The following is a 22,798-nucleotide window of genomic DNA, read 5'->3' as shown; positions in this document are numbered from 1 at the left end:
GTCTATACATAAGGCATAATGTATAGACATATTGAACGCAAGGCTCCAAATTCGCAAAATGTCGTCACTTTGGTTTGAAAAAGCGCTGCTTAAGTCCGGCTGGCAATCGGGCGTATTGCTGGCCATCAGCGATGGCCGGATTGCAAACATCGAAACCGATGTGTCGCCGCAAGGGGAGCGCCACGCCATCGGCATTCCGGGCATGCCCAATCTGCACAGCCACGCCTTCCAGCGCGTCATCGCTGGCCTGAGTGAGCGACGGACATCCGAGCAAGACAGCTTCTGGTCGTGGCGAGAGCAGATGTACAAATATCAGGTCCAGATTGGCCCGGAAGAACTACAAACCATCGCCTCACTGGCCTACATGGAAATGCTGGAGGTCGGTTTTACCTGCGTCGGTGAGTTCCACTATCTGCATCATGCGCAAGATGGCCAGCCTTTCGACGATCCGGCCGAGATGGCCGCGCGCATTGCCGCCGCCGCCTCGGAAACAGGCATCGGCCTGACGCTTTTGCCAGTCTTTTACGCGCACAGCGGCTTTGGCGGACAGGCGCCCAATGCCGGTCAGGCGCGTTTTATCCATGATCTCGATGGCTTCCAGAAGCTGCTCGACTCCAGCCGCCGTCATGTCGTCACGCTGGATGACGCCATCGTCGGCATCGCGCCGCATAGTTTGCGCGCTGTCACCGAAGCGGAACTGACCGCCCTGATCCCGATGGCCGAGGGCGCACCGATCCATATCCATATCGCGGAGCAGATGCGCGAGGTCGAGGATTGCCAGGTCTTGACCGGCCAGCGTCCGGTCGAATGGCTGTTCGATCACGCGCCGGTCGATACGCAATGGTGCCTCGTCCATGCCACTCATATGACTTCGGAAGAGACGACGCAGCTGGCAAAATCGGGTGCTATCGCCGGTTTGTGTCCAATCACCGAAGCCAATCTGGGGGATGGGCTTTTTCCGGCGCGTGACTATCTGAAACAGGGCGGCCGCTTTGGTATCGGCTCGGATTCCAATGTCCTGATCAGCGCCGCCGAGGAACTGCGCCTGCTCGAATACGGCCAGCGCCTGATCCACCGCGAACGAAATGTATTGGATAACCTCTATGTTCGTGCGCTCGATGGCGGGCAGGCGCTGGGCGTTGAGAGCGGTATTTCTGCAGGACAACCGGCCGACCTGATCAGCCTCGATTGCGACCTTGACAGCTTCGTCTTCGCCTCGGCGCGATCGCCGATCGACTGCGTCTGGCGTTATGGCCGCAAACAGGTTGCAGGTGGGCGGCATATCAAACGCGACGCCCTGCTTGCCGACTACCGCCGGCTGATGCAAAAGCTGTCGGCATGAAACCGCTCCATCAGAAGATTCGTGACGATATCGAACAGCAGATCCGTTCCGGCGCGCTGAAGCCCGGTGACCGCATTCCGTTCGAGCATGAGCTGATGACGCAGTACGGCGTCTCGCGCATGACGGTCAACAAGGCCCTGACGCCCCTGGACGAGGCCGGTCTGATCGAACGCCGCAAGCGCGCCGGCTCGTTTGTGCGCCTGCCGCGGCTGGATTCGACGGTGCTCGATATTCCCGATATCCAGCATGAAATCACGGCGCGTGGGGAAGCCTACCGGTTCGAGCTGCTGTCCTATACTCTTCATAAGGCCAATACCGACGAGGAAAGGGAACTGGCCGGGGACGGCAAGGTGCTGGTGCTGACCGGCCTGCATTTCGCCTCGGCCAAGCCGCTGGCCTATGAGCGTCGGCTGATCAATCTCGAAGCAGTGCCGCAGGCCGAAGTCGTTGATTTTACTCGCCAGTCACCCGGTCATTGGCTGCTTGGCGTCGTGCCCTGGACACATGTTGAAAATCAGATCAGTGCTCAAGCTGCAGAGGGGCAGACCGCCGCCCATCTGCGGCTGGACGAAGGCGCGGCCTGTCTGGTGGTCGAGCGCAAGACCTGGCGGGGAACGGAACGCATCACCACGGTCCGGCAGGTGTTCGATGGCGGCGCCTACCGGCTGGTCGCCCGTTTCGATCAGGGGTGATATGCCATAAGTTTGATCCATTCGGATGGCAGGTCATATTGCATTAACCGGCATATTGAATAGTCTCGGCCAAGCCGAAGTGGAGTCTGGTGATGCGATTTTGGATTTTGGGTGCCATGTGTCTGGTCCTTGCGGGCCTGACCTCACCGGCACAGGCCACGCTGGGCGGCAAGGCGGCCAGCATCGATACGGATCGCGCGCGGCTCAATGCCCGCATCGCCTCGCGGCTCGATCACACGACCTACAGCGTGCATGAAATGACCCTGGACAGCGGCACGACGGCGCGTGAATTCATCCGGCCGGACGGTACGGTTTTCGCGGTAAGCTGGCAGGGACCACAGCGGCCGAACCTCAGACAGCTTTTCGGCGACAGTTATTTCAGCCGCTTCCAGGCGGATAACAAACCCAATCCGCGCATCCGTATGCGTCGGGCCCTGGCCTCGACGCACGGCGATTTCGTGGTGCGCACCGGCGGCCACAGCGGGGCCTTCTGGGGCTTCGCCTATCTGCCGCAGACCGCGCCCGGCGATTTCCCGGTCCAGGCCCTGCAGGGAGGCGCCCAATGAAGCCGCATATCCTCTTCGTCGGGTTTCTGCTCCTGCTCGCCGCCTGCGGTGGCGGAGGGGGCGGCGGCGGGTTCAGCAGTTCCAGCAGTTCGTCGTCGTCGTCCTCGTCTTCAAGTAGCGTAACCCTTGCCAACTTCACCACCATCTCGGTTGATCCGGGCCCGACCGGCGTGGCCGGCAATGTCAATATCGGCTTCGTGACGGTGAAGATCTGCGCGCCGGGCACCGCTACCTGCCAGACCATCGACCACATCATCATGGATACCGGCTCGGTCGGCCTGCGCATTGAAAACGAAGCCCTGAGCACGGCCATGCGCGCCGCCCTGCCGCACACCATGACCGGCGGCAAGGGTGTCGGCGAATGCTACCAGTATGTTGACGGTTACGTCTTCGGTTCGGTACGCACGGCGGATTTCACCATCGGCGGTGAATCCGTGAGCAATCTGCCCATGTTGGTGATCGGCGACAGCGGCGATTACGCCACTGTGCCGACGGACTGTTCGTCCGGCGGCGGCACCAGCCACGACACTATTGCCGATTTCGGCGCCAACGGCATTATCGGCATCGGCATGGGTGTGAGCGATTGCGGCAGCTACTGCGCCAGTACGACGAACAACGGCTATTACTACACCTGCGTTTCGGCCACCTGCACGGGCACGATACTGGCCACCTCGTCTCAGGTGCCGAATCCGGTGGCGCGGATGGCGGTCAATAACAACGGCACGGTGATCGACCTGCCGGCCGTGGCCCATCCGGGCGTGGTCGGCCTGACAGGCAAACTTTATTTTGGTATCGGCACCCAGACCAATAACCAGCTTGGCAGCCAGACCATACTGACAGCCAACAATTACGGTCTGATCACGGCGACCTACAAGGGCGTCAGCCTGACCCAGAGCTTTATCGACAGCGGCACCAATTTCTACGGTTTCAGCGACAGCGCCATTACCGGTTGTACCGGCAACCTGGCGGGCTTCTACTGCCCGACCTCCTCGCTTGATCTGACTGCCACCCTGGCGGGCAGTAACGGCGCCAGCAAGGTGGTCAATTTCACCATCGACAATACCGATCAACTGGTCCAGGGGCCGAACTATGTGCTACCGGGCCTGGGCGGCGATCCGAACGGGTTTGACAATCTCCAGCCCTACAGCAACAGCTTCGATTTCGGCCTGCCGTTCTTTTACGGGCGCAAGGTTTATACGGCCATTGCCGGTCGCAATGCCGGCGGCACGCTGGGGCCCTATGTCGCTTTTTAAAGAGGACTGTGCGTGACCGGCTATTCTGATGTGTTTTACGACAGCCATGACCTGCGTGTGAAACTTTATGCCCGCGACTATAAGCGTTCTGGGGGCGGCGACGGAATGCCGGTCATCTGTATGCACGGCCTGAGCCGTAATTCAGCCGATTTCGAGGTGATTGCGCCGCGTCTGGCCGAACGTTATCGGGTGATCACGGTCGATCAGCGCGGGCGCGGCCGGTCGGGCTGGGACGCGGAACCGGCCAACTATACGCCGGCGCTCTATGTGCAGGATATGTTCAAGCTGATGGGGGATATGGGCATTGCCCGCGCCGCCCTGATCGGCACCTCCATGGGCGGCATCATGGCGATGATCATGGGCATGATCGCCCCGCAGGCCGTGATCGGCATGGTGATCAACGATGTCGGGCCGGAAATCGACGTGGCCGGGCTGGAGCGCATCAAGTCCTATGTCGGCAAGTCGCCGCCGATCCGTTCATGGGCTGATGCGGCGGCGCGGGCGAAACAGACCAATGACGTCGCTTTCCCGGACTATACGGATGATGACTGGCTGGCCTTCGCGCGCCGGACCTATCACGAACGGGAGGGTATTCCGGTATCCGCCTACGATCCGGGTATTTCCGGCGCCTTCGATCCGGATGGGCCTGTGGTGGCGCCGCCGGATATGTGGGGCATCTGGGAGGCGCTGAAGGAAATACCGGTGCTGGGCGTGCGCGGGGCCTTGTCTGACCTGTTGTCGGAAGCGACCTTTGGCCGGATGCTGGAGACACATCCCGGTATGCGCGCGGTGACGGTGGCCAATCGCGGCCATGCGCCGATGCTGGATGAACCGGAAGCCCTGACGGCGATTGAGGCGTTTCTGGCGGATTTGGAAGCAGCAGAGACGTAAAAGCAGTTCTCCCCCTGTAGCGAAGCGTACGGGGGAGGTGTCAGCGCGAGGCTCGTAGAGCCGATGTCGCTGACGGAGGGGGCCTGTCAACACTGGAACGCCCCCTCCGTCGCGGACTGCGCCGCGACACCTCCCCCGCTGCGCAGGGGAGGAGAAAGTGACTTAGTAGTCTTTTGAATAGCGCACGCTCGCGCCTGTGCCGGCATTGCCGGTGGTGGAGAGGATGCTTAAGGAACGCGACAGGGCGACCTCAAGCTGGGTAGCGGTGAAGCCCTTGGCGTCGGTGACAATCTCAACATAGACATTGTTGGTCAGGTATTTACCCGCCGCCACCGAGGTGCCGCGGCCCGTGGATGTATCGGCGCCGACCACGCGCAGGCGGTCTATGCCGGTGGCCGAACGCAGGGCGCCGAGCGGATTGAGATAGTCGGTGCCGCCGTTGAGTCCATTGACCGCCGAGGCCAGTTGCAGGGCTTCGGTGGGGGAAATATTGGCGACGCTTTCGCCGAACAGCATCCGCGACAGGATTTCATCCTGCGGCAGGGCCGGGGTGGAGGAGAAGGCGATATTGGGGCGCTGGGCCGAGCCGGTGACCTTGATGATGCCGGTGACATCCTCGACATCGGCGCTGGCGGTCAGGTTGATTTCGGGATCGGTCACCGGGCCGCCGTCGAAGGTGATGGTGCCGGTATCGATATCGAAGGAGCGGCCGGCGAAGGTATAGTTGCCGCGCACCACCTTCATGTCGCCGACGATGCGCGGGTCTTTCGTGGTGCCGGTGACGCGCAGGCGGGCCGACCATTCCGATTCAAGACCCATGCCGGAGACAAAGATCTGGTTATCGGCACGGGCGCGGATATCGAGCCGCCAGAAGGCCGGCAGGGCGATGGCCGATTGGGTGATGGTGTCCTCGCCCTTGCGCCGCACGCCATCGAGCACGGCCACCTCGGCGGCGGCCTGCTTGACGATGACATATCTGAGCAGGGGCAGGCGCAGATCGCCCTTGATCAGCCCGCCATCGGCCTCGCTGTTGGTGACGTCGATCGTGCCGGAAACGGTGGAGTTGATGGCATCGCTGCGCGCCAGGCGGGCATTGTTCATTTCCATATGGATCAGCATGGGGAATTTCTGCGCGGCGGCCAGGCTGACCCAGCCATTCCCGGTTACCGTGCCGTCTCCGGCGCGACCGGTGAAGCTCGTCAGTTCCAGGCGGTCACTGGTAAAGCGGCCATCCAGCGCGATATTGGTGATGCGTGTGCCGATGCTTTCATTGTCATAGGTCAGGCTGGTGGCCTTGACCACACCGTTGAGTCGCGGCGCATTGAGCTGGCCGGAAATATCGGCCGCCAGGGCCACGGCACCGGAGAGCTGCTGGCGCGGCAGGCCGGCGAGCGAGAAGGGCATACCGGCGGGGCCATTATAACGTACGCCGCCACTGACCCCGCCGCTGTTGATATCGGCAATCCAGTCGCCGCCATTGGCGGGCGAAAGCGCCAGTTGCGCGCGGCCGACCACCGATCCACCTTGCCGGATAATGGCGTGGACATAGTTATTGGCCGGGCTGCGGTCGGGATTAAGCTGGGCATCGAGCGCGATATCGACCGGCGTGGAGACGACGGCGGCGCTGGCGCGTGAGAAGTGGCTGATCTTGAGGTTGGCGCGGGCGGCCGGGAAGCCGTTGCCGGCCTGGGAAAAATCGATGGCGCCGTCGGCGGTGCCGGTGAGGCCCAGATCCTTTTGCACCATATTGGCCAGGCTGAGATCGAGATTGTTCAGGCGCGCCTGGGCCTTCAGGTTTTCGCCAAAGCGGCCGGAGAGATCGATATCACCTTGCGCCATGACCACCTTGACCGGCTGGAGCACCCAGTCAGCGGCGCTCTTGCGGATGACCGCCGGATGATTGAGCCTGAAGGGAATGTCATTAGCGGAGCCTTGCGCCGCTAAGGTGTAGGTATCCGGCGCGATGGTGCCATTAACGGCGAGATTGAACGGCACATCCTTTTTGCCGGTGGCGACGGCCTGGAGGGTGCCGTGCTCGCCGGTCATCCGGATTTTGGCGCGGCTGGTGGCCAGTACGAAATCCTGATAGCGCATGTCGGCCATCTGGACATCGGCATTGAGCGACATCTGGTCATGCAGCACGATATTGGCGGTGAGGAGGGTACGACCGACATAGATTTTCACATCACCGGGGATAGTGACGGCGCTGCCGGTGGCAGTAACCGCCACGGCCTGATCGCCAGCTTGTGCCGAGAGCATGGCCGTGCCCTTGAGACCGGAACCGCTGATAGCCAGAGCGCCGGTGAAAGGACCGGCGTCGCTTTGGGTCAGCAGGCCTGCGGCATCCACACCCGCGAAGGTCGCCTTGTGGATATCGATGCGCAGAGGCTTGCCCTCGGTGGTGATCAGGGCATCGGCGTTGAACGGGCCATAGGCGCTGCCGCCATCGGCCAATAAGGTAAAGCCCTGCGGCGTGCTGGAGAGTTTTGCGGTGACATCGACCATCTGGACGCCGAGACCGGGATTGGCGGCATGGATGACCGCATTGGGGTGGTCGAGCGTGCCGGATGCCACGGCATCGAGCGGGCCATATTGGGTTGAACTGGCCTTGGCGTTCAGCGAGATGGCGCCGTTCGGGGCCAGCGAGCCGGAAGCCGAGATCAGGGTGAAATTGGGCGCCTTGCCGCTGAGATTGCGCAGGCTCACCACGCCCTGTTCGCTGTAGGCATAGGCGCCGCTCACTTTGGCATTGCCGCCGAGGAATCCTTTCAGGCCGTCTTCCAACTTTGTCGTCTGGGCGTTGGCGGTGCCGGCCACGCTGACATGGCCCTTGTTCAGTTTGACATCGGCGACGGTGGATACATTGACTGTGCCCACGCCTTCGATCGCATAGTTGTTCAGGTCGGCTTTCACCTTGGCCAGAAACAGATTGTCTTTCAGATTGCCGGTGAGGGTGCCGGTCGCCTTGACGCGGTCGGAACTGACGCGGATCGTGTTGCTGGTCAGCTTGCCATCAGCCAGGCGTGCCTCGCCATCGAGTTTCAGGTGCGTCAGCAAAGGATCGACCTGATTAGCAATGCCTGTCAGTGAGGTCAGTTGCGCATTGATGGGCACGATCACGCCGTCATCTGTGATCCGGCTTTTGCCTTTTGCGGTAAAGCCGTCGAGCCTTATACCCGCCAGGTCAAAGCGTTTGGCGGCGAGGTCATAGTCGATGCGGGGTTTATTGAAATCACCATCGACGATCAGATCGGCGCGCAGGTCGGAAGCGGTGAAGTCCTTGCCGAGCACATCGGGTTTGAGCAGGCGGGCGTGCAGTTCGAGCTTGCGGAAATGGTTATGGCCGAGATCGACTGTTCCCTTGGAGTCGATACGCAGGGCGTCGGTAGTAAGGGCCAGCACACTATCAAACACGCGGTCCTTCATCTTCGAGGTCAGGTCGATCATCACCGCCGGTTTAAAGAGAACCGCCGTATCACCGGCCAGGATCAGGTCTGGATGGGTGGCGCCGGTGACGTGGAAAGTACCACTCTGGGCGGTGACATTGAGATTGAGCAGGTTGTCCGGGCCGAAATCGGCGACGGCGCGACCATTCCACTGCTTCCAGGTGCCTTTGCCGCCAACACTGGCGGTGAATGCCTTGTCGAAACCTAATAGCTTTGCCGCCACGCCATCGCCGGGGGCGTCCAGGTCGGCGCTGATATCGAGCTGGTTCTTATCGGGCATGGCATCGATCAGCACCTGGGCATGATCGCCCTTTTCGCTGATGGCGGCAGCATCAATCTTCAGGCGCTTGTGGCGCAAGTGCGCCTGGCCGTTTAGCGCGATCGTATGGGCCTCCCCCAGCACCGGCGCATCGAGCACCAGGGCATCGACCTTCAGGCGGTTGACATCGATATTGAGGTCCGGCAGCAGCGGGCCGTTGTCCTTTGGCGTTTCGCTGGGATTGAGCACAGGCTGGCGCAGCACTTCGATCTTCGACGTCGAGAAATCACGGATATCGACGTGTTTGTTGAGATAACCAAAAGGCCGCCAGTCGAGGTGAATGACCGGGCTCTGGATAAAGACGCCTTTCAGATCCTTAACCTTGACATCATGCAGGGTCATTTCGCCATAGAGCGAGCCGTCGATCTCGCCGATTTCAATCTGCAGGCCCGAATTGAGTTTGATGCCGGTGGCGAATTCGACCAGCAGACGGCGGCCCGGCGGGGTATTGAGCGCGGCCAGCGCCGCGATGAGCAGGACGGCCAGGCCGACAAAGAAAAGCGCGATATGGCGCGACACCTGCCACCAGTTGACGCGCTTCAGGTCAAAACCCGTGCGGGCCTTGACGGTCTCGACCACCTCTTCGGTGGCGGTTTCGACGCGGTCCTTCAGATGGAGATCGTCATTATGGGGTGCGGGCTGCGGCAGGGCCTCGCGCGTTTCCTGGGGCTCTACAGGTGGCTTTGGCTGTCTCGGTTTGCGCGCCATCAGAAAGTCATCCTAGAACGCCTGGCCAATGCCGACATAGAGCGCGATCTGCGGCTCGCTGTTGGTCTTGTCACGATTGACCGGTGTGGCAATATCAATGCGGATCGGTCCGAAATTGGTGTAGAGTCGCGCGCCTATGCCAAAGCCGACGCGCAGGTCCGAGAAGGACGGCGTGGTCGAGGCGTAGGACTGGCCGATATCGATAAACGGCACGATGCCGATATCGCCCATGCGGTAGCGATATTCCACCGAGGCTTCGAACAGGCTCAGGCCGCCGGTCGCCGTACCTGTGGCGTCGTGCGGGCCGAGTTGCTGATACGCATAGCCGCGTACGCTGCCGCCGCCGCCGGCATAGAGGCGACGGGAGGGCGGAATCTTGTCCAGTTCGCCGCCATAGATGACGCCCAGACGGCTGCGAGCGGCGATGACCGCCTTGGCCCCCATGGGATAATAATAGCTGGCGTCAAATACGGTGCGCACACTCGATCCGCCACCGGAGAGCGAAATCAGCGGCGTCACCTCGGCGCTGGCGCGGTAGCCGGTGGCGGGGTTGAGCAGGCTGTCTGAACGGTCATAGGCGATTTTAGTCGGCAGGGCGGCGATATAGTAGTTGTCGGCGGCGTCACTGAAATTGACCACCCCGTCGGTGGCTTCGCGCGAGGCGGCCAGGTCGAAGCCATAGGACCAGGTCCAGACCTTCTGCCACAAGGGTGTCGAGACGCGGGCCACGGAGCCGGCCACATTGAAGGTGTAGGCTTCGTAGCTGTCATAAATATTGTGGGTCAGGGCCGAGGAGAGCTGGAAGGTGCGGTCGCGTTTTTTGGCGTTTGACCGCCGGAAGGTGGTGGTCAGGCCCTGTTCCTGGGTGCCGGCCGCGGCGGTGATGATCAGGGCGCCTTCGGGCGGGAATTTGTTGCGGTTCTGCCAGGAGGCTGTGGCGGTGACGCCTTCGCCGGTATTGTAACCGAATTCGCCGGCGATCGTCCGGTAGGGGCCGCGCTGCTGATGGACGAGCAAATCGACATATTCCGAGCCGTCATCGGCGAAGGTGCCGGTGGCGACGGGCTCAACCGCCACGGAGCGGAACAGGCTGGTGGAGACCAGGGCTTCACGCAGGTCATCGACCTTGCGGTTGTCGTAGAGATCGCCCTTGCTGAAACGGGTCATGACCGCGACATGATCGGCGCCGAAGGCTTCCTTGCCATCGGATTTGAAGCCGCCGAAGCGCGAGCGATGGCCGGTATCGACCTTCAGCGTATAGTCGCCGGTCAGTTTGGAACCATCGAGCAGGATATCGCGGTCGCCGACCTTGACGAACGGATAACCGGATTGCTGCATGACGACGCTGACATTGGCCTCCGCCGCCAGGACATGGGTGGCGATGATCTGTTCGCCGGGCTGAAGCGGCAGGGCATTGCGGATCAGGTCGGGCGGCAAAGTAGGCTGGGAATCGACCATGATCAGGCCGAAATGATAGGCCGGGCCGGGTGTAACGACGATATGGGCCTGGACGGGTCCGCCCGCCTCGCTCGGCTGGGCGAGGCTGGTGGTCACTGTGCCGTCGTAATAGCCCTGCGATTTGAGCAGGCGCAGGATCAGCGCCTCGTCTTCCGTGGCGCGGGCACGCACTGGGCGACGTTTGCCGCCTTACCCTTGCCGTTCATCAGGGCGGACAATGGCTTGAACTCGTCATTCAGGTGGATGTCGTGCAGACCATCGACCACGGTGACATAGCGGATTTCCGGCAGGGCCTCTTCGGCGGCGGCCATCTGATTGGGCTGGACATCATAGCCTTCCAGTGCCGGCAGGGGGGCATCCAGTTCGGGATCGTCCGTGGCGGTCACTTCGGGCAGAGCGTCAGGCGTCGTTTCCACTGGCGTGGGTTCTGGTGTGGGTTCCGCTGGCGGCGCGGCGGTAGTCTCGATCGGGGGCAGGGCAGCGTTGAAATCGTCATCCATGATGATCGGGACGTCCTGCGGATTGTCGGGCAGGGGCGGCGATTCTTCCTGGGCAGGCTTAATCGCCGGCACTTCGACCGTCGTCGCTTCCTGGGCCGTTTCCTGGGCCTGAACAGCCGTCGCTAAAAGCCCCAGACCCAGCATGACTGGGGTGGCGGTCAAGGCGAAACGGGTCATAGAGGTAGGAATAATCGGGCCCTCGGAATATGCGGCAAGGGAATGCCGCGCGCGATCTTTACGTCTGGTGCGTTAAATTTGCACAAAAAATCGATGTGGAAAGTGCATGGAATTCGCATTTTGACCCGCCTGTGCGAATTACACCGCAAGGGACGGAGTTTCGTGGCCACAGCCCTCTTCTAAACAGGAATTCACACGCCTTTTAGGAAGGAAAATGCTATGCTTGACCTCATGCCAGATACCGCCACATCGGTGACGCTCGATCCGCGCTGGGAAACCCTCACGCGCCGGGAAGCCGGTGACTTTGTCTACAGCGTCAAAACCACCGGCGTCTATTGCCGGCCGGACTGCGCCTCGCGTTTGCCCAGGCCGGAAAATATCGGTTTCTACGCCACCTGCGAGGCCGCCGAAGCCGCCGGTTTCCGCGCCTGCAAGCGCTGCCGGCCGCGCGGCCAAAGCGAACAGGCAAAACAGGCGGAAATGATCGCCGATATCTGCCGGTTTATCGAAGGGGCGGAAGAGGTGCCTTCGCTTGCGGATATGGCGGGGCGGGCGGGTTTGTCGCCGCACCATTTTCACCGCCGCTTCAAGGCGGTGACCGGCCTGACGCCGAAAGCCTATGCCGATGCGCACCGGACGAAAAAGGTGCGCGAGGGTCTGTCCGCCGGAGAGGCGGTAACGGCGGCGCTTTATGAGGCGGGCTATGGTTCCTCAAGCCGGTTTTACGAGCGCTCGGACGCGATCCTCGGCATGACGCCGAAAGCCTTCCAAAGCGGTGGCGCGGGCGATATCCGTTTTGCCGTCGGTGACTGTTCGCTGGGCGCGGTCCTGGTAGCGCAATCGGACAAGGGCATTTGCGCCATTACGCTTGGCGATGATCCGGAAGGTTTGGCGCGCGACCTTCAGGATCGTTTCCCGAACGCCAATCTGATCGGGGCTGATACGGCCTTCGAGCAGACCGTGGCGCAGGTGATCGGTCTGGTTGATCAGGGGCAGACACTGGACCTGCCGCTCGATATTCGCGGCACCGCCTTCCAGCAGCGCGTCTGGCAGGCCCTGCGCGCCATACCGGCCGGAGAAACCCGCGCCTATGCCGAGGTGGCGGAAATGATCGGCGCGCCGTCCGCTGTGCGCGCCGTCGCCGGGGCCTGCGCCGCCAATGCGCTGGCCATCGCTATTCCCTGTCATCGCGTGGTGCGAACCGATGGCGCGCTGTCCGGCTATCGCTGGGGCGTGGAACGCAAGCGCGCCCTTTTACTGAAGGAGGGCCAAAAGGTGGTAAAGCATGTTTGAAGCCGATCTCTTCCCGGACCAGATTTTTGATGAATGGCAGACCGTCGGGCGCGATCTCGATGAGCGGGGCTTTGCCGTCCTGCCGGGGCTGATTGCGCCGCAAGCCTGCCAGGCGCTGGCGGGGCTTTATGAGCAGCCTGTGTTCCGCAGCCAGGTCCATATGGCGCGGCACGGCTTCGGGCGCGGCGAGTACAAGTATTTCGCCTATCCCCTGCCGGACAAGGTGGCGGAATTGCGTGCGCGCCTTTATCCGCAACTCGTGCCGATTGCCAATCGCTGGCAGGACCGCATGGGACTGGAAACGCGCTTTCCGGCCGCGCATGACGATTTTCTCAAGCGCTGCCATGCCGCCGGGCAAACGCGCCCGACGCCGCTTTTGCTGCAATATGGCTCGGACGATTATAACTGCCTGCATCAGGATCTCTATGGCGAGCATGTTTTCCCTTTGCAGGTGGCTATCCTTTTGTCGCGGCCCGAAGAGGACTTCACCGGCGGCGAATTTGTCCTGACCGAACAGCGACCACGTATGCAGTCCGTGCCGGCGGTGGTGCCTTTGCAGCAGGGTGATGCGGTGATTTTCGCGGTATCGCAAAGACCGGTAGAGGGGACGCGCGGCAGTTATCGCGTCGCCATGCGCCACGGCGTTTCGCGCATAAGGTCGGGGCGGCGGCATACGCTGGGTATCATCTTTCATGACGCAGCCTGATCTCTTCGGAGAATCCTTTGCGCGCGAAGGCGTAGCGATCCTGCGCGGCTTTGCCCTGACTGATGATGTCGCCCTGGTGGCCGCCATTGACGCCATCGTAGCCGAGGCGCCGTTTCGTCATATGACGGTGCCGGGCGGTGGCCGGATGTCGGTGGCCATGACCAATGCCGGCATCGGCTGGGTGGCGGATACAAAAGGCTATCGTTATGATCGCGCAGACCCGCTGACCGGCCAGCCGTGGCCGGCGTTGCCGCAGGTCTTTCTCGAGCTGGCGCAACGGGCGGCGTATGAAGTCGGCTTTGATTTCACGCCGGATGGCTGCCTGATCAACCGCTATGAACCGGGCGCGAAAATGGGCCTGCATCAGGATATCAATGAAGGTGACTATTCGGCGCCGATCGTGTCGGTTTCATTGGGACTGCCGGCGACTTTCCAGTTTGGTGGTCTGAAACGGTCCGATCCGGTGGAAAAGATCACGCTCCATCACGGTGACGTCGTGGTCTGGGGCGGCCCGGCGCGTAAGGCGTTTCACGGGGTGCTGACCTTGAGGGCCGGGCATCACCCGATTGGCGGGCATCGCTATAATCTCACGTTTCGCAAGGTTATTTAGACTTTCCTCCCTACGAAGTAGGAAGGTATCGCTGACGGAAGGGCGCCCCTTCGTCAGCGGCACCGGCTCTTCGAGCCTCGCGCTGCCACTTCCCCATCGCAAGCGATAGGGAGGAGATTCTATGCCGTCTTCTTTTTCGTGGGCGCTTTTTTGGCAGCAGGCTTTTTTGCTGTTGCGGTTTTGGTCGCTGGTTTCTTGGCCGGCGCCTTCTTCGCCGGCGCCTTCTTGGCCTTGGTCGAGGCGCCGCCCTTGGCGTTGATCAGTTCGATCGCCTGTTCCAAAGTCACGGTCTCCGGCGTCACATCCTTGGGCAGGGTGGCATTGACCTTGCCGCACTTGATGTAAGGGCCGTAGCGGCCAGCCATGACCGAGATCTTGTCGCCGCCCTCGCCGAAGGTGCCCAGTTCTTTAAGCGGCGCCGCGGCCGCGCCACGGCCCTTGCCGCCGCCGCCGGCACGCTTTTCGGCGATCAGGTCAACGGCGCGATTGAGGCCCACCTCGAAAATTTCATCGAAGCTTGACAGGTTGGCATAGGTGCCGCCGGTTTCCACGAAGGGCCCGAAGCGGCCGAGGCCGGCCTTGATCGGTGTCTTGTCTTCCGGATGGATGCCGACGGTGCGCGGCAGGGATAACAGTTTCAGCGCGCGTTCGAGATCGATCGAGGCCGCCGGCCGTGCCTTGGGCAGGCTGGAGCGCGGCGGCTTGTCCTCTTTCGATCCGGCTTCACCCAACTGCACATAGGGGCCGAAGCGGCCGATCTTGAGCGCCACGGTCTTGCCGGTCTCGGGATCAACACCCAGTTCGCGGTCGCCGGAGGCGCCATTTTCAGCACCTTCCGCGTCAGGCGAACCGACGGGGCGGGTGAACTTGCATTCCGGATAGTTGGAGCAACCGATAAAGGCGCCGAACCGCGAGGTTTTCAAGCTTAGCTGGCCATTGCCGCAGACCGGGCAGGCGCGTGGATTGGAGCCATCGCCCTTATCGGGGAAGATGAGCGGCCCAAGGCTCTCATTCAGCGCATCCAGAACCTGCGTGGTGCGCAGTTCAGTCATGCCCTCGGCGGCGGCGTGGAAATCCTTCCAGAAATCGGCCAGCAGCTTTTTATAGTTCAGTTCGCCGGCCGAAACGAGATCGAGCTTTTCCTCCAGATCGGCGGTGAAATCGTACTGCACGTAGCGGTGGAAGAACTGGTCAAGGAAGGCGGTGACCAGGCGGCCCTTGTCTTCCGGGATGAAGCGGTTCTTGTCCATGCGGACATAGGCGCGGTCGCGCAACACAGTCAGGATGGAGGCATAGGTCGACGGGCGGCCAATGCCGAGTTCTTCCAGCTTCTTGACCAGGGTGGCTTCCGAATAGCGCGGGGGCGGCTCGGTGAAGTGCTGGTCGGCCTTGGACGTATGGACATCGGCGATCGTGCCGGCCTGGACGGCGGGCAGGCGGCCGCCCTCATCATCGTCGCTGTCATCCTTGCCTTCTTCATAGACGGCCATGAAGCCATCGAAGGTCACGACCTGGCCGGTGGCGCGAAGGCTCGTCTGCTTGTCGGCGGTGAAGAGGTTGATCGTGGTGTTTTCGACACGCGCCTGCTCCATCTGGGAGGCCAGGGTACGCTTCCAGATCAGCTCATATAGGCGCGCCTGATCGCCTTCGAGGCGTAGGGTTTCCGGGCGACGGAAGGCGGAGGTCGGGCGGATGGCTTCGTGGGCTTCCTGGGCGTTCTTGGCCTTGGCCTTGTAGAGGCGCGGGCTTTCGGGCACGTAAGGTGCGCCGTAACGCTCGCCGATCACCTTGCGCATCTCGTTGATGGCGCCGGGTTCGACATAGACGCCGTCGGTCCGCATATAGGTGATCAGACCGACGGTCTCGCCGCCGATATCGACGCCTTCATAGAGCTTTTGCGCCGTCTGCATGGTGCGCGACGCCGAGAAACCGAGCTTGCGCGCGGCTTCCTGTTGCAGGGTTGAGGTCGTGAAGGGCGGGGGCGGCGACTTCTTGCCCGGCTTCTGATCGACTTCGGTGATGGTGAACTGCGAGCGCTTCACCAGATCGCGCGCCGCAAAGGCCGCCGTTTCATTCGGCAGGTCGAACTTGCCCAGACGCTTGCCGTTATAGGTGAACAGCTTGGCATTGAAGGGCGGCGAATTGGCCGAAACCTCGGCATCGACCGTCCAGTATTCCTCGGTCTTGAACTTCTCGATCTCGATTTCGCGGTCAACGACGATCTTCAGCGCCACAGACTGCACGCGGCCGGCCGAACGGGCGCCCGGCAGCTTGCGCCACAGCACGGGCGACAGGGTGAAACCAACAAGATAATCGAGCGCCCGGCGGGCGAGATAGGCATCGACCAGTTCCATGTCGATATCGCGCGGGGCGGCCATGGCGGTCTGGACGGCGGATTGGGTGATGGCATTGAAGGTGACGCGCTGGACCTGCTTGTCCTTCATCAGGCCCTTTTTCTTGTTGAGCACTTCCAGCACATGCCACGAGATCGCTTCCCCTTCCCGATCCGGGTCGGTGGCCAGGATAACGCGGTCGGAGGTCTTTATGGCATCCGCGATATCGTTGAGTCGTTTCGAGGACTTCGGATCGACCTCCCAGGTCATGGCGAAGTCATCGTCCGGCTTGACCGATCCATCCTTGGAAGGCAGGTCGCGGATGTGGCCAAAGCTGGCCAGAACGGTGAAACCTTTGCCAAGATACTTGTTGATGGTCTTGGCCTTGGCCGGGCTTTCTACGATAACAACGGTCATAAAATCTCTTGTCAGGCGAAAATCGTGTCCGCGAAGGGGCTTGCGGACAAAGGAATGGGGACGACAAACGCAGCCCTTAGATCAGATGCCGCGCCGAATAATCAAGTGCCGCGGCCGGCCGGATGCTCAAGGAACAGGCGGCATACATGCTGAGCGAATTGTTTTCTGTCAACGCTAATAAAATATTTCAGAACGCAATCTAAAATTGATAGTTTTTTAAATACAATCAGTGATACATGTTAACCATGTAATCGCGGGGAGTATTTACATGTCTGTGCCTTTGGATAATAGCGCCGCCAGTCTGGTGCATCAACAAAGCGATGTGCTGGAATATATCAATGAAATCGCCCAGGAACTGGCGCAGATGGCCGAGCGCGCCGGTTGCGCTGCGCTGGGGCATGATCTCCGACGGGCCCTCACAGCTGCACATGTCAGCGGGAATGTTTCGCCTAATGAGGGAAATGTTTCAAATGGCCTGGATGCCGGGTGCAGTCAGGAACGGCTGTAAAAGCCGCCATCGCTGACTGTAAACCGTCCGGCCACCTCCAGTTCGCTGAGCGCGGCCAGGCCGATCCAGGTCTGCGCGCCGCATAAGCGCAGCAGGTCGTCACGGTGGACCGGCGTTTCGCTAACCAGATCGAGCAGGCTGCGGCTGACGCGGGCGATATCATCTTCATTTTGCGGCTGGAAGGTGATTTCCGGCAAGGTGGAGTCGGAAGCACTGGCTTCGGGGGCATTGAAGCCCATCTGGGTCTCCAGAACGCGGATGACATCCTCGGCACCTTCGCACAGGTTGGCGCCCTGGCGCAGCAGGTCGTTGGTGCCGCGACAGCGTGGATCGAGCGGCGAACCGGGGACAGCAAAGACCTCGCGGTTCTGTTCGGCGGCCAGGCGGGCGGTGATCAGCGAGCCGGAGCGCAGTTCGGCCTCGACCACGATGGTGCCGAGCGACAGGCCGGAAATGATGCGGTTGCGGCGGGGAAAGTCCGAAGCCGTGGCGCGATGCCCAACCGGGCTTTCCGAGACCAGCAGGCCATGGGCGCGGATCTGCTCGTACAGGCCGCGATTGTCCGGCGGATAGATATCGTCCACGCCGCCGCCCAGCACGGCGACCGTGCCGCTTTTCAGTGACATTTCGTGCGCTCGCGTATCGACGCCGCGCGCCAGGCCGGAAATGACATGAAAGCCGGCCTCTGCGAGTTCGTGGGCAAGGGTTTGGGCGATCTTTTGCCCGGCAGCGGAGGCATTGCGCGCACCAACAATGCCGATGGCCTTCTTTCGCGGTTTGAGCGGCCCAAGGGTCCACAGAACCGGCGGGGCGGCGTCGATTTGTTTCAGCAGGGCGGGATAATCCGGGTCGCCCAGCACGATCAGCCGGGCGCCGGCCGCCTCGGCGCGGGCCAGTTCTTCATCGAGTTTGGCAACAGGGTAAGGCGTCAGCGATCCGCCGGTACGCCTGACCACATGCGGCAGCTCTTCCAGTGCCCTGATGGCGGAGCCGAAACGCTGCATCAACTGGGCGAAATTGACCGGCCCGATGCGCTGGGTGCGCGCCAGACGCAGGCGGGCGATGCGCTCAGCTTCATCAGCGGCCGCGGCGATACGGTCAAATCCCATGGTTGTGGTCCCTCAATAATCGCGCGACGCTAACAGGCTTTTCAGGACGGCTCAAGACGGGGACTATCTTTTCAGCGCGGCCTCTATTGCCCGCTCGGCGACCGGCGCCATAAGGGCATAGGCTTCGTCGTTCGGATGGATGCCGTCACTGGTATATTCGGCTTTCAGCAGCCCCTTGTCATCGCGCAGGATCGGGCCGTAATCGATCAGGCCATAGTCGTGCGCCTGACAGAAGCCGGACAGCCAGGCATTGAGCCAGGCCACGCGCTCCGGTTTGCGGTCCGACAGCATGGTAACGGCATTGGGCGTATAGTTATTGACCGGCATCAGCAGGGTGAAGATCGGCTTGATGCCGTTGGCCTCGGCGATTTCGGCCATGGCGGTGTAGTTGGCGACGATCTGGGCCTCGGTCTCGACCTGAAGCGCGCCCTGGATATCGTTGATGCCAGCCAGAATCACCACGGCCTTCGGTTTCAGCGCCACGACATCGGCATGGAAGCGCACCAGCATCTGCGGGCTGACCTGGCCGCCGATTCCGCGATTAACATAGGGTTTGCCGGGGAAGAATTTCGTCAGGTTCCAGCGGTCGGTGATGGAATCGCCCAGAAAGATCACGCGCTGTTCATTGGTGGCTGGGGCGGGCAGGGCGGCATTCTGCGCGGCATAGATATACTGTTCGCCGAAGTCCTCGCCCATCTTGGCGACGATGCCGGCTCGGTAGGGGCCAAGCCACGGCCCCCAGTCCTTTTCCACCGCACGCTGGCGCGGGGGAGAGCTCTGGTAGTCTTCGGCCAGAGCCGGAGAAGCGCACACCAGTGCGGCAAGGCACAGCAAAAGTCTCATTTCTTATAGATATCCGGGTTGTATCGTTCCATCAGGGTATCCGGTCGCATAGGTGCATGAAAGCCGAACTTTTCATAAAGGCCATGCTTGTCACTGGTGGCCAGGGTAAAGCGGCGCAACCCTTGCAGGTCCGGATGGGCAAATACCAGTTCGAGCAGGCGGGAGGCGTAGCCATTGCCGCGATATTCCGGCACGACAAACACATCGACGAGATTGGCGAAGGTGGCGCGGTCGGTGATCACGCGGGCGAAGGCAATCTGCTCGCTCGCCAGATGGCCGGCAAAACAAAGGGCATTCCGCATCGCCCTGTCAAACAGGTCGCGCGGAATGCCCTTTACCCAGTTAGTCTCTGCGTTGAGGAAACGATAGACGGCGTCGAAATCGATCTTCGCTGTGTCGGTCGTGACCTCGAAACGCAGACCCATTACTTGCCTCTGACGTCCAGGGTTTGCGCATCGAGATGCACGGTGACGGTCTGGACGATATCGGCGGCCGAGGTCGCCAGCATCACCTTGTAATCGCCCGCGGCGATATTCCAGGTTTTGCTGGCGGAATCATAGGTGGCCAGCAGGCGCGGATCGACCGTGACCGACACCGACTGGCTCTGGCCGGGCGCGACCTCGACCTTCTGGAAGGCGCCGAGGCGCTTGGGCGCTTCCCATCCATTGCCGGACACATAGATCTGCGCCACTTCCTTGCCGGCAACCGCGCCGGTATTCTTCACCGAGAAACTGGCTTTCACACCCTTGCCTTCGGCGGCGGCCGTCAGGTCTGACAGGGCGAAGGTGGTGTAGGACAGGCCGTGGCCGAACGGGAAGAGCGGCTTATAGCCCTTCTTGTCGAACCACTTGTAGCCGATAGCGGCGCCTTCGATGTTGTAATTGCTCATCGGGTGCGAGTCGGAATCAAGCTTGGGATCGCCTTCCAGCACCGGGCGCGGCAACTGGTCGAGCGAGGCCGGGAAGGTGGCCGGCAGGTGGCCGGACGGATTGACCTCGCCGGTCAGGACGCGGGCAATGGCCTCGCCGCCGTTTGAGCCGGGATACCAGGCTTCGATCACGGCGCCGACCTTGCTGAGCCACGGCATGACAACCGGGCCGCCGGTTTCCAGCACGACCACAGTTTTCTTGTTGGCTTTCGCCACGGCTGAAATCAGGGCGTCCTGGCCATTCGGCAGGTTCAGATCGGGCACGTCAAAGCCTTCGCCGGTCCACTGTTCGCCGAAGACGACGACGACATCGGCTTTTTTCGCCGCCGCTGCGGCGGCTTTCACGTCCTTCCCATCGACATAGGTGACGGTGGCGGAAGTGCGTGCCTGGAGGCCCTTCATCGGTGAGGACGGATACCAGGTTTTCGGTCCGGGGAAGCCCTTGCCATATTCATCCGCTACCGGCGAGCCGCCCTTCGGATAGACCTGAGACGAGCCGCCGCCCGACAGCACGCCAACATCGGCATGGGCGCCGATGATCAGGATCGACTTGGCCGTCTTGCTGAGAGGCAGGAGGCCCGGCGTATTCTTCAGCAGGACCATGCCTTCTTCGGAATCGGTCTGGCTGATCTTGCCGTTCTTCTCATAGTCGATGGTGGTCGCCTGGTCGCCCTTGACCGGCGTATCGAACAGGCCGACCTCGAACATCGCCCACAGGATGCGTTTGGCCATGTCATTGGCCCGTTCCTGCGACACATAGCCGTTATTGACGGCTTCACGCAGGGCGCCGTGGAAATAGGGCGAGCGGTCGAAGGCCCAGCCGGATTGCTGGTCAAGGCCGGCATTGGCCGCCTGGGTGGTGGAGTGGGTGGCGCCCCAGTCCGACATGACATAGCCCTTGAAGCCCCAGTCGGTCTTCAGAACCTGGTTGAGCAGCCAGTCGTTTTCACAGGCATAGTGACCGTTGACGCGGTTATAGGAGCACATGACCGAGCCGGGATTGCCGGTTTCATAGGCGATCTGGAAGCCGAGCAGGTCCGATTCGCGCGCCGCCTTGTCCTCGATCTGGTGATCCATCTGGTTGCGGTTGGTTTCCTGGCCGTTGAAGGCGTAGTGCTTCAGGGTCGAGATGACGTGGTTCGACTGGATACCCTTGATCTCGTGACCGGTGATGATGCCGGCCAGCAGCGAATCTTCGCCGCCATATTCAAAATTACGGCCGTTGCGCGGCTCACGCATCAGGTTCATGCCGCCGGCGAGTTGCACATTAAAGCCGGACAGGAAGGCTTCATTGCCGATCATGGCGCCGCCGGCCTCGGCGACTTCCGGGTTCCAGGTGGCGGCGGTATTGATGCCGGAAGGCAGGGCAGTGCGGCCGCGTGGCAGGTCAGTGGTGCGGGCGGCTTCAGGCACGGTCTGGGTGGCGACACCGACGCCGGCGTCGGTTTCCCACTGGTTGGGGATGCCGAGGCGCGGAATGCCGGGCACGAAGCCGGCGGAGTAGGGCAGGCCCTCAGCCGGGAAGACGAAGTTCTTGATCGGGGTGATCGACCATTTGGCATCGGTCGAGAAGTAGCCGAAGGTCAGTTGCAGCTTTTCCGCCAGGGTCATTTCCTTGAGGATCAGGTCGGCGCGGGCTTCCGCGCTCAGGCTGGTGTCCATCCAGGGACGATCGGCCGGCACATCGGTGCGGACGGTCGGGGCGGGCGGCGGGGCGTTGGTGGTTTGCGCCTGAGCGGCGGGGACGAGGGCAAAGGCGCCAATAAGGGCTGTGGTCGCCAGAAGTCGCAGGCCGAAGGCGGCCGGGCGGAACGAGGTCATGAGGTATCTCCCAAGATGTTAAACGCAGGGCACCTTTGGCGGCACCGCATATTTATTGCGACTGGAACAGTCGGACTGGCTTGGGATGTTTATAGACGAAATCCGCTGCGTCAAAAGCGAAAAAACAGGCTCTGCAAAAGGAAGTGGGCTGATAACGTTTGCAGTAACAACGCTCTTTTTACGGAATATTGCGCGGCAGGAATTTTGGATCGTAACCGGGGCCGAAATCGAGCAGGAAGACCGGGCCGAGCGCCACGGTCTGGGCACCGGTCGCCAGTTGCACGCTGACGCCCAGCGTACCGGCGGGGTAATCCTGGTCGGCGGTGGCGGTGACGTAATGCAGGCGCCAGTCGGGCGTCAGGGTGAGGGTTTGCTCGCCGATACGGGTATAGGGCGCGGCGGATTGCTGCACCACGGCGGGAACAGCCGCGCTGCCCGGCGTCACGGTGCGGCCCCAGAAGGCCAGCAGAACGACATCGCCTTTTTTGACCGCCTTTGAATTGGATATACCCGCCTGGATATCCCACGGATTGGCACCCTTGCCGGCCGAGGTGATTTGCAGGGCCGCGCCGCCGCGCACGGTGGTGTCCTTGACCAACTCGTGTTTTTCGCCGGTGCCATAGACGCCCCACTGGTCGGCCGCCGGATGATTGACCATGCGGCCGGCGATATCGGGCGCGGCCATTGCAGTTAAGGGGAGGGCGGCAGCTATAAGGACGGTGGTGATTGCAGTGATCGGGCGTTTCATTCAGGCGGCTCCCAACGGTTATATATTGTTTTTTTGTACCCCTATGTCTGATGAAAAGCCGGCGTGACGTCAAGGCTGTATCCGGGGCTTGCGCGCACTGAGAAAATAATACAGTCTGTAAACTGAAATA

The 22,798-nt window shown here is 61.6% G+C and carries 18 protein-coding genes; 9 read left to right on the top strand and 9 right to left on the bottom strand.

Annotated elements, in window-relative coordinates; genetic code table 11:
- The first annotated feature begins 58 nt into the window (after positions 1–58).
- The 5 genes from NVV72_02625 to NVV72_02605 all read left to right on the top strand — a co-directional run bounded on the left by NVV72_02625 (position 59) and on the right by NVV72_02605 (position 4,744).
- Positions 59–1,342 (top strand): formimidoylglutamate deiminase, encoded by a 1,284-nt coding sequence (locus tag NVV72_02625; protein MCR6658276.1) that lies wholly within the window; start codon positions 59–61, stop codon positions 1,340–1,342.
- Positions 1,339–2,034 carry a histidine utilization repressor gene (gene hutC / locus NVV72_02620; protein ID MCR6658275.1) on the top strand — a complete coding sequence of 232 codons (696 nt, stop codon included), beginning with the start codon at positions 1,339–1,341 and terminating at the stop codon, positions 2,032–2,034. The genes NVV72_02625 and hutC overlap by 4 nt, the downstream gene beginning before the upstream one ends.
- 116 nt (positions 2,035–2,150) lie before the next feature.
- Positions 2,151–2,600, top strand: a complete 450-nt coding sequence (locus tag NVV72_02615) for a DUF2844 domain-containing protein (GenBank protein MCR6658274.1) — start codon at positions 2,151–2,153, stop codon at positions 2,598–2,600.
- A complete protein-coding gene (locus NVV72_02610; protein MCR6658273.1) occupies positions 2,597–3,853 on the top strand; it encodes a DUF3443 domain-containing protein in 1,257 nt (418 codons plus the stop codon). The genes NVV72_02615 and NVV72_02610 overlap by 4 nt, the downstream gene beginning before the upstream one ends.
- A gap of 12 nt (positions 3,854–3,865) precedes the next feature.
- Positions 3,866–4,744, top strand: a complete 879-nt coding sequence (locus tag NVV72_02605; protein MCR6658272.1) for an alpha/beta hydrolase — start codon at positions 3,866–3,868, stop codon at positions 4,742–4,744.
- 162 nt (positions 4,745–4,906) lie between these two features.
- Here the strand turns inward: NVV72_02605 and NVV72_02600 are convergent, their stop codons facing one another.
- The 3 genes from NVV72_02600 to NVV72_02590 are packed head-to-tail and all read right to left on the bottom strand — an operon-like array spanning position 4,907 to position 11,352.
- Positions 4,907–9,217 carry a translocation/assembly module TamB domain-containing protein gene (locus NVV72_02600; GenBank protein ID MCR6658271.1) on the bottom strand — a complete coding sequence of 1,437 codons (4,311 nt, stop codon included), beginning with the start codon at positions 9,215–9,217 and terminating at the stop codon, positions 4,907–4,909.
- Between the two features lie 12 nt (positions 9,218–9,229).
- On the bottom strand, positions 9,230–10,846 hold the full coding sequence (locus NVV72_02595; protein MCR6658270.1) for a BamA/TamA family outer membrane protein: 1,617 nt from the start codon (positions 10,844–10,846) through the stop codon (positions 9,230–9,232).
- The gene (locus NVV72_02590) at positions 10,813–11,352 is read right to left on the bottom strand and encodes a hypothetical protein (GenBank protein MCR6658269.1); all 540 of its coding nucleotides are present in this window, start codon (positions 11,350–11,352) and stop codon (positions 10,813–10,815) included. The genes NVV72_02595 and NVV72_02590 overlap by 34 nt, the downstream gene beginning before the upstream one ends.
- 231 nt (positions 11,353–11,583) lie before the next feature.
- Here NVV72_02590 and ada point away from each other — a divergent pair, with 231 nt between their 5' ends.
- From ada to alkB, 3 genes are read left to right on the top strand one after another with little or no spacing between them, the layout of a single operon-like run.
- Entirely contained in the window at positions 11,584–12,645 is a 1,062-nt protein-coding gene (ada, locus tag NVV72_02585) for a bifunctional DNA-binding transcriptional regulator/O6-methylguanine-DNA methyltransferase Ada (GenBank protein ID MCR6658268.1), read from the top strand.
- Positions 12,638–13,351, top strand: a complete 714-nt coding sequence (locus NVV72_02580; GenBank protein ID MCR6658267.1) for a 2OG-Fe(II) oxygenase — start codon at positions 12,638–12,640, stop codon at positions 13,349–13,351. The genes ada and NVV72_02580 overlap by 8 nt, the downstream gene beginning before the upstream one ends.
- Positions 13,338–13,961: a DNA oxidative demethylase AlkB gene (gene alkB, locus NVV72_02575; GenBank protein ID MCR6658266.1), complete on the top strand. Its 624-nt coding sequence runs from the start codon at positions 13,338–13,340 to the stop codon at positions 13,959–13,961. Before NVV72_02580 ends, alkB begins: the two co-directional genes overlap by 14 nt.
- A 119-nt stretch (positions 13,962–14,080) precedes the next feature.
- Here the strand turns inward: alkB and topA are convergent, their stop codons facing one another.
- On the bottom strand, positions 14,081–16,711 hold the full coding sequence (topA, locus tag NVV72_02570) for a type I DNA topoisomerase (GenBank protein MCR6658265.1): 2,631 nt from the start codon (positions 16,709–16,711) through the stop codon (positions 14,081–14,083).
- Between the two features lie 268 nt (positions 16,712–16,979).
- On the opposite strand from topA, the gene NVV72_02565 reads away from it, so the two are divergent.
- Positions 16,980–17,219 (top strand): hypothetical protein, encoded by a 240-nt coding sequence (locus tag NVV72_02565; protein MCR6658264.1) that lies wholly within the window; start codon positions 16,980–16,982, stop codon positions 17,217–17,219.
- Here NVV72_02565 and dprA read toward each other — a convergent pair.
- The 5 genes from dprA to NVV72_02540 form a co-directional block, all read right to left on the bottom strand.
- Positions 17,204–18,328: a DNA-processing protein DprA gene (dprA, locus tag NVV72_02560; GenBank protein ID MCR6658263.1), complete on the bottom strand. Its 1,125-nt coding sequence runs from the start codon at positions 18,326–18,328 to the stop codon at positions 17,204–17,206. The genes NVV72_02565 and dprA overlap by 16 nt on opposite strands.
- Before the next feature lie 63 nt (positions 18,329–18,391).
- Positions 18,392–19,171, bottom strand: a complete 780-nt coding sequence (locus NVV72_02555) for a GDSL-type esterase/lipase family protein (GenBank protein ID MCR6658262.1) — start codon at positions 19,169–19,171, stop codon at positions 18,392–18,394.
- Positions 19,168–19,596: a GNAT family N-acetyltransferase gene (locus tag NVV72_02550; GenBank protein MCR6658261.1), complete on the bottom strand. Its 429-nt coding sequence runs from the start codon at positions 19,594–19,596 to the stop codon at positions 19,168–19,170. The genes NVV72_02555 and NVV72_02550 overlap by 4 nt, the downstream gene beginning before the upstream one ends.
- Complete coding sequence (locus NVV72_02545) at positions 19,596–21,920, bottom strand: glycoside hydrolase family 3 C-terminal domain-containing protein (protein MCR6658260.1); 2,325 nt, start codon at positions 21,918–21,920, stop codon at positions 19,596–19,598. Before NVV72_02545 ends, NVV72_02550 begins: the two co-directional genes overlap by 1 nt.
- 178 nt (positions 21,921–22,098) lie before the next feature.
- Positions 22,099–22,668: a hypothetical protein gene (locus NVV72_02540; protein ID MCR6658259.1), complete on the bottom strand. Its 570-nt coding sequence runs from the start codon at positions 22,666–22,668 to the stop codon at positions 22,099–22,101.
- Positions 22,669–22,798: the final 130 nt, after the last annotated feature.

Origin of the sequence: Asticcacaulis sp. (genome assembly GCA_024707255.1) — a bacterium.
Classification (GTDB): domain Bacteria; phylum Pseudomonadota; class Alphaproteobacteria; order Caulobacterales; family Caulobacteraceae; genus Asticcacaulis.
This window is presented reverse-complemented; position numbering and strand designations above follow the sequence as displayed.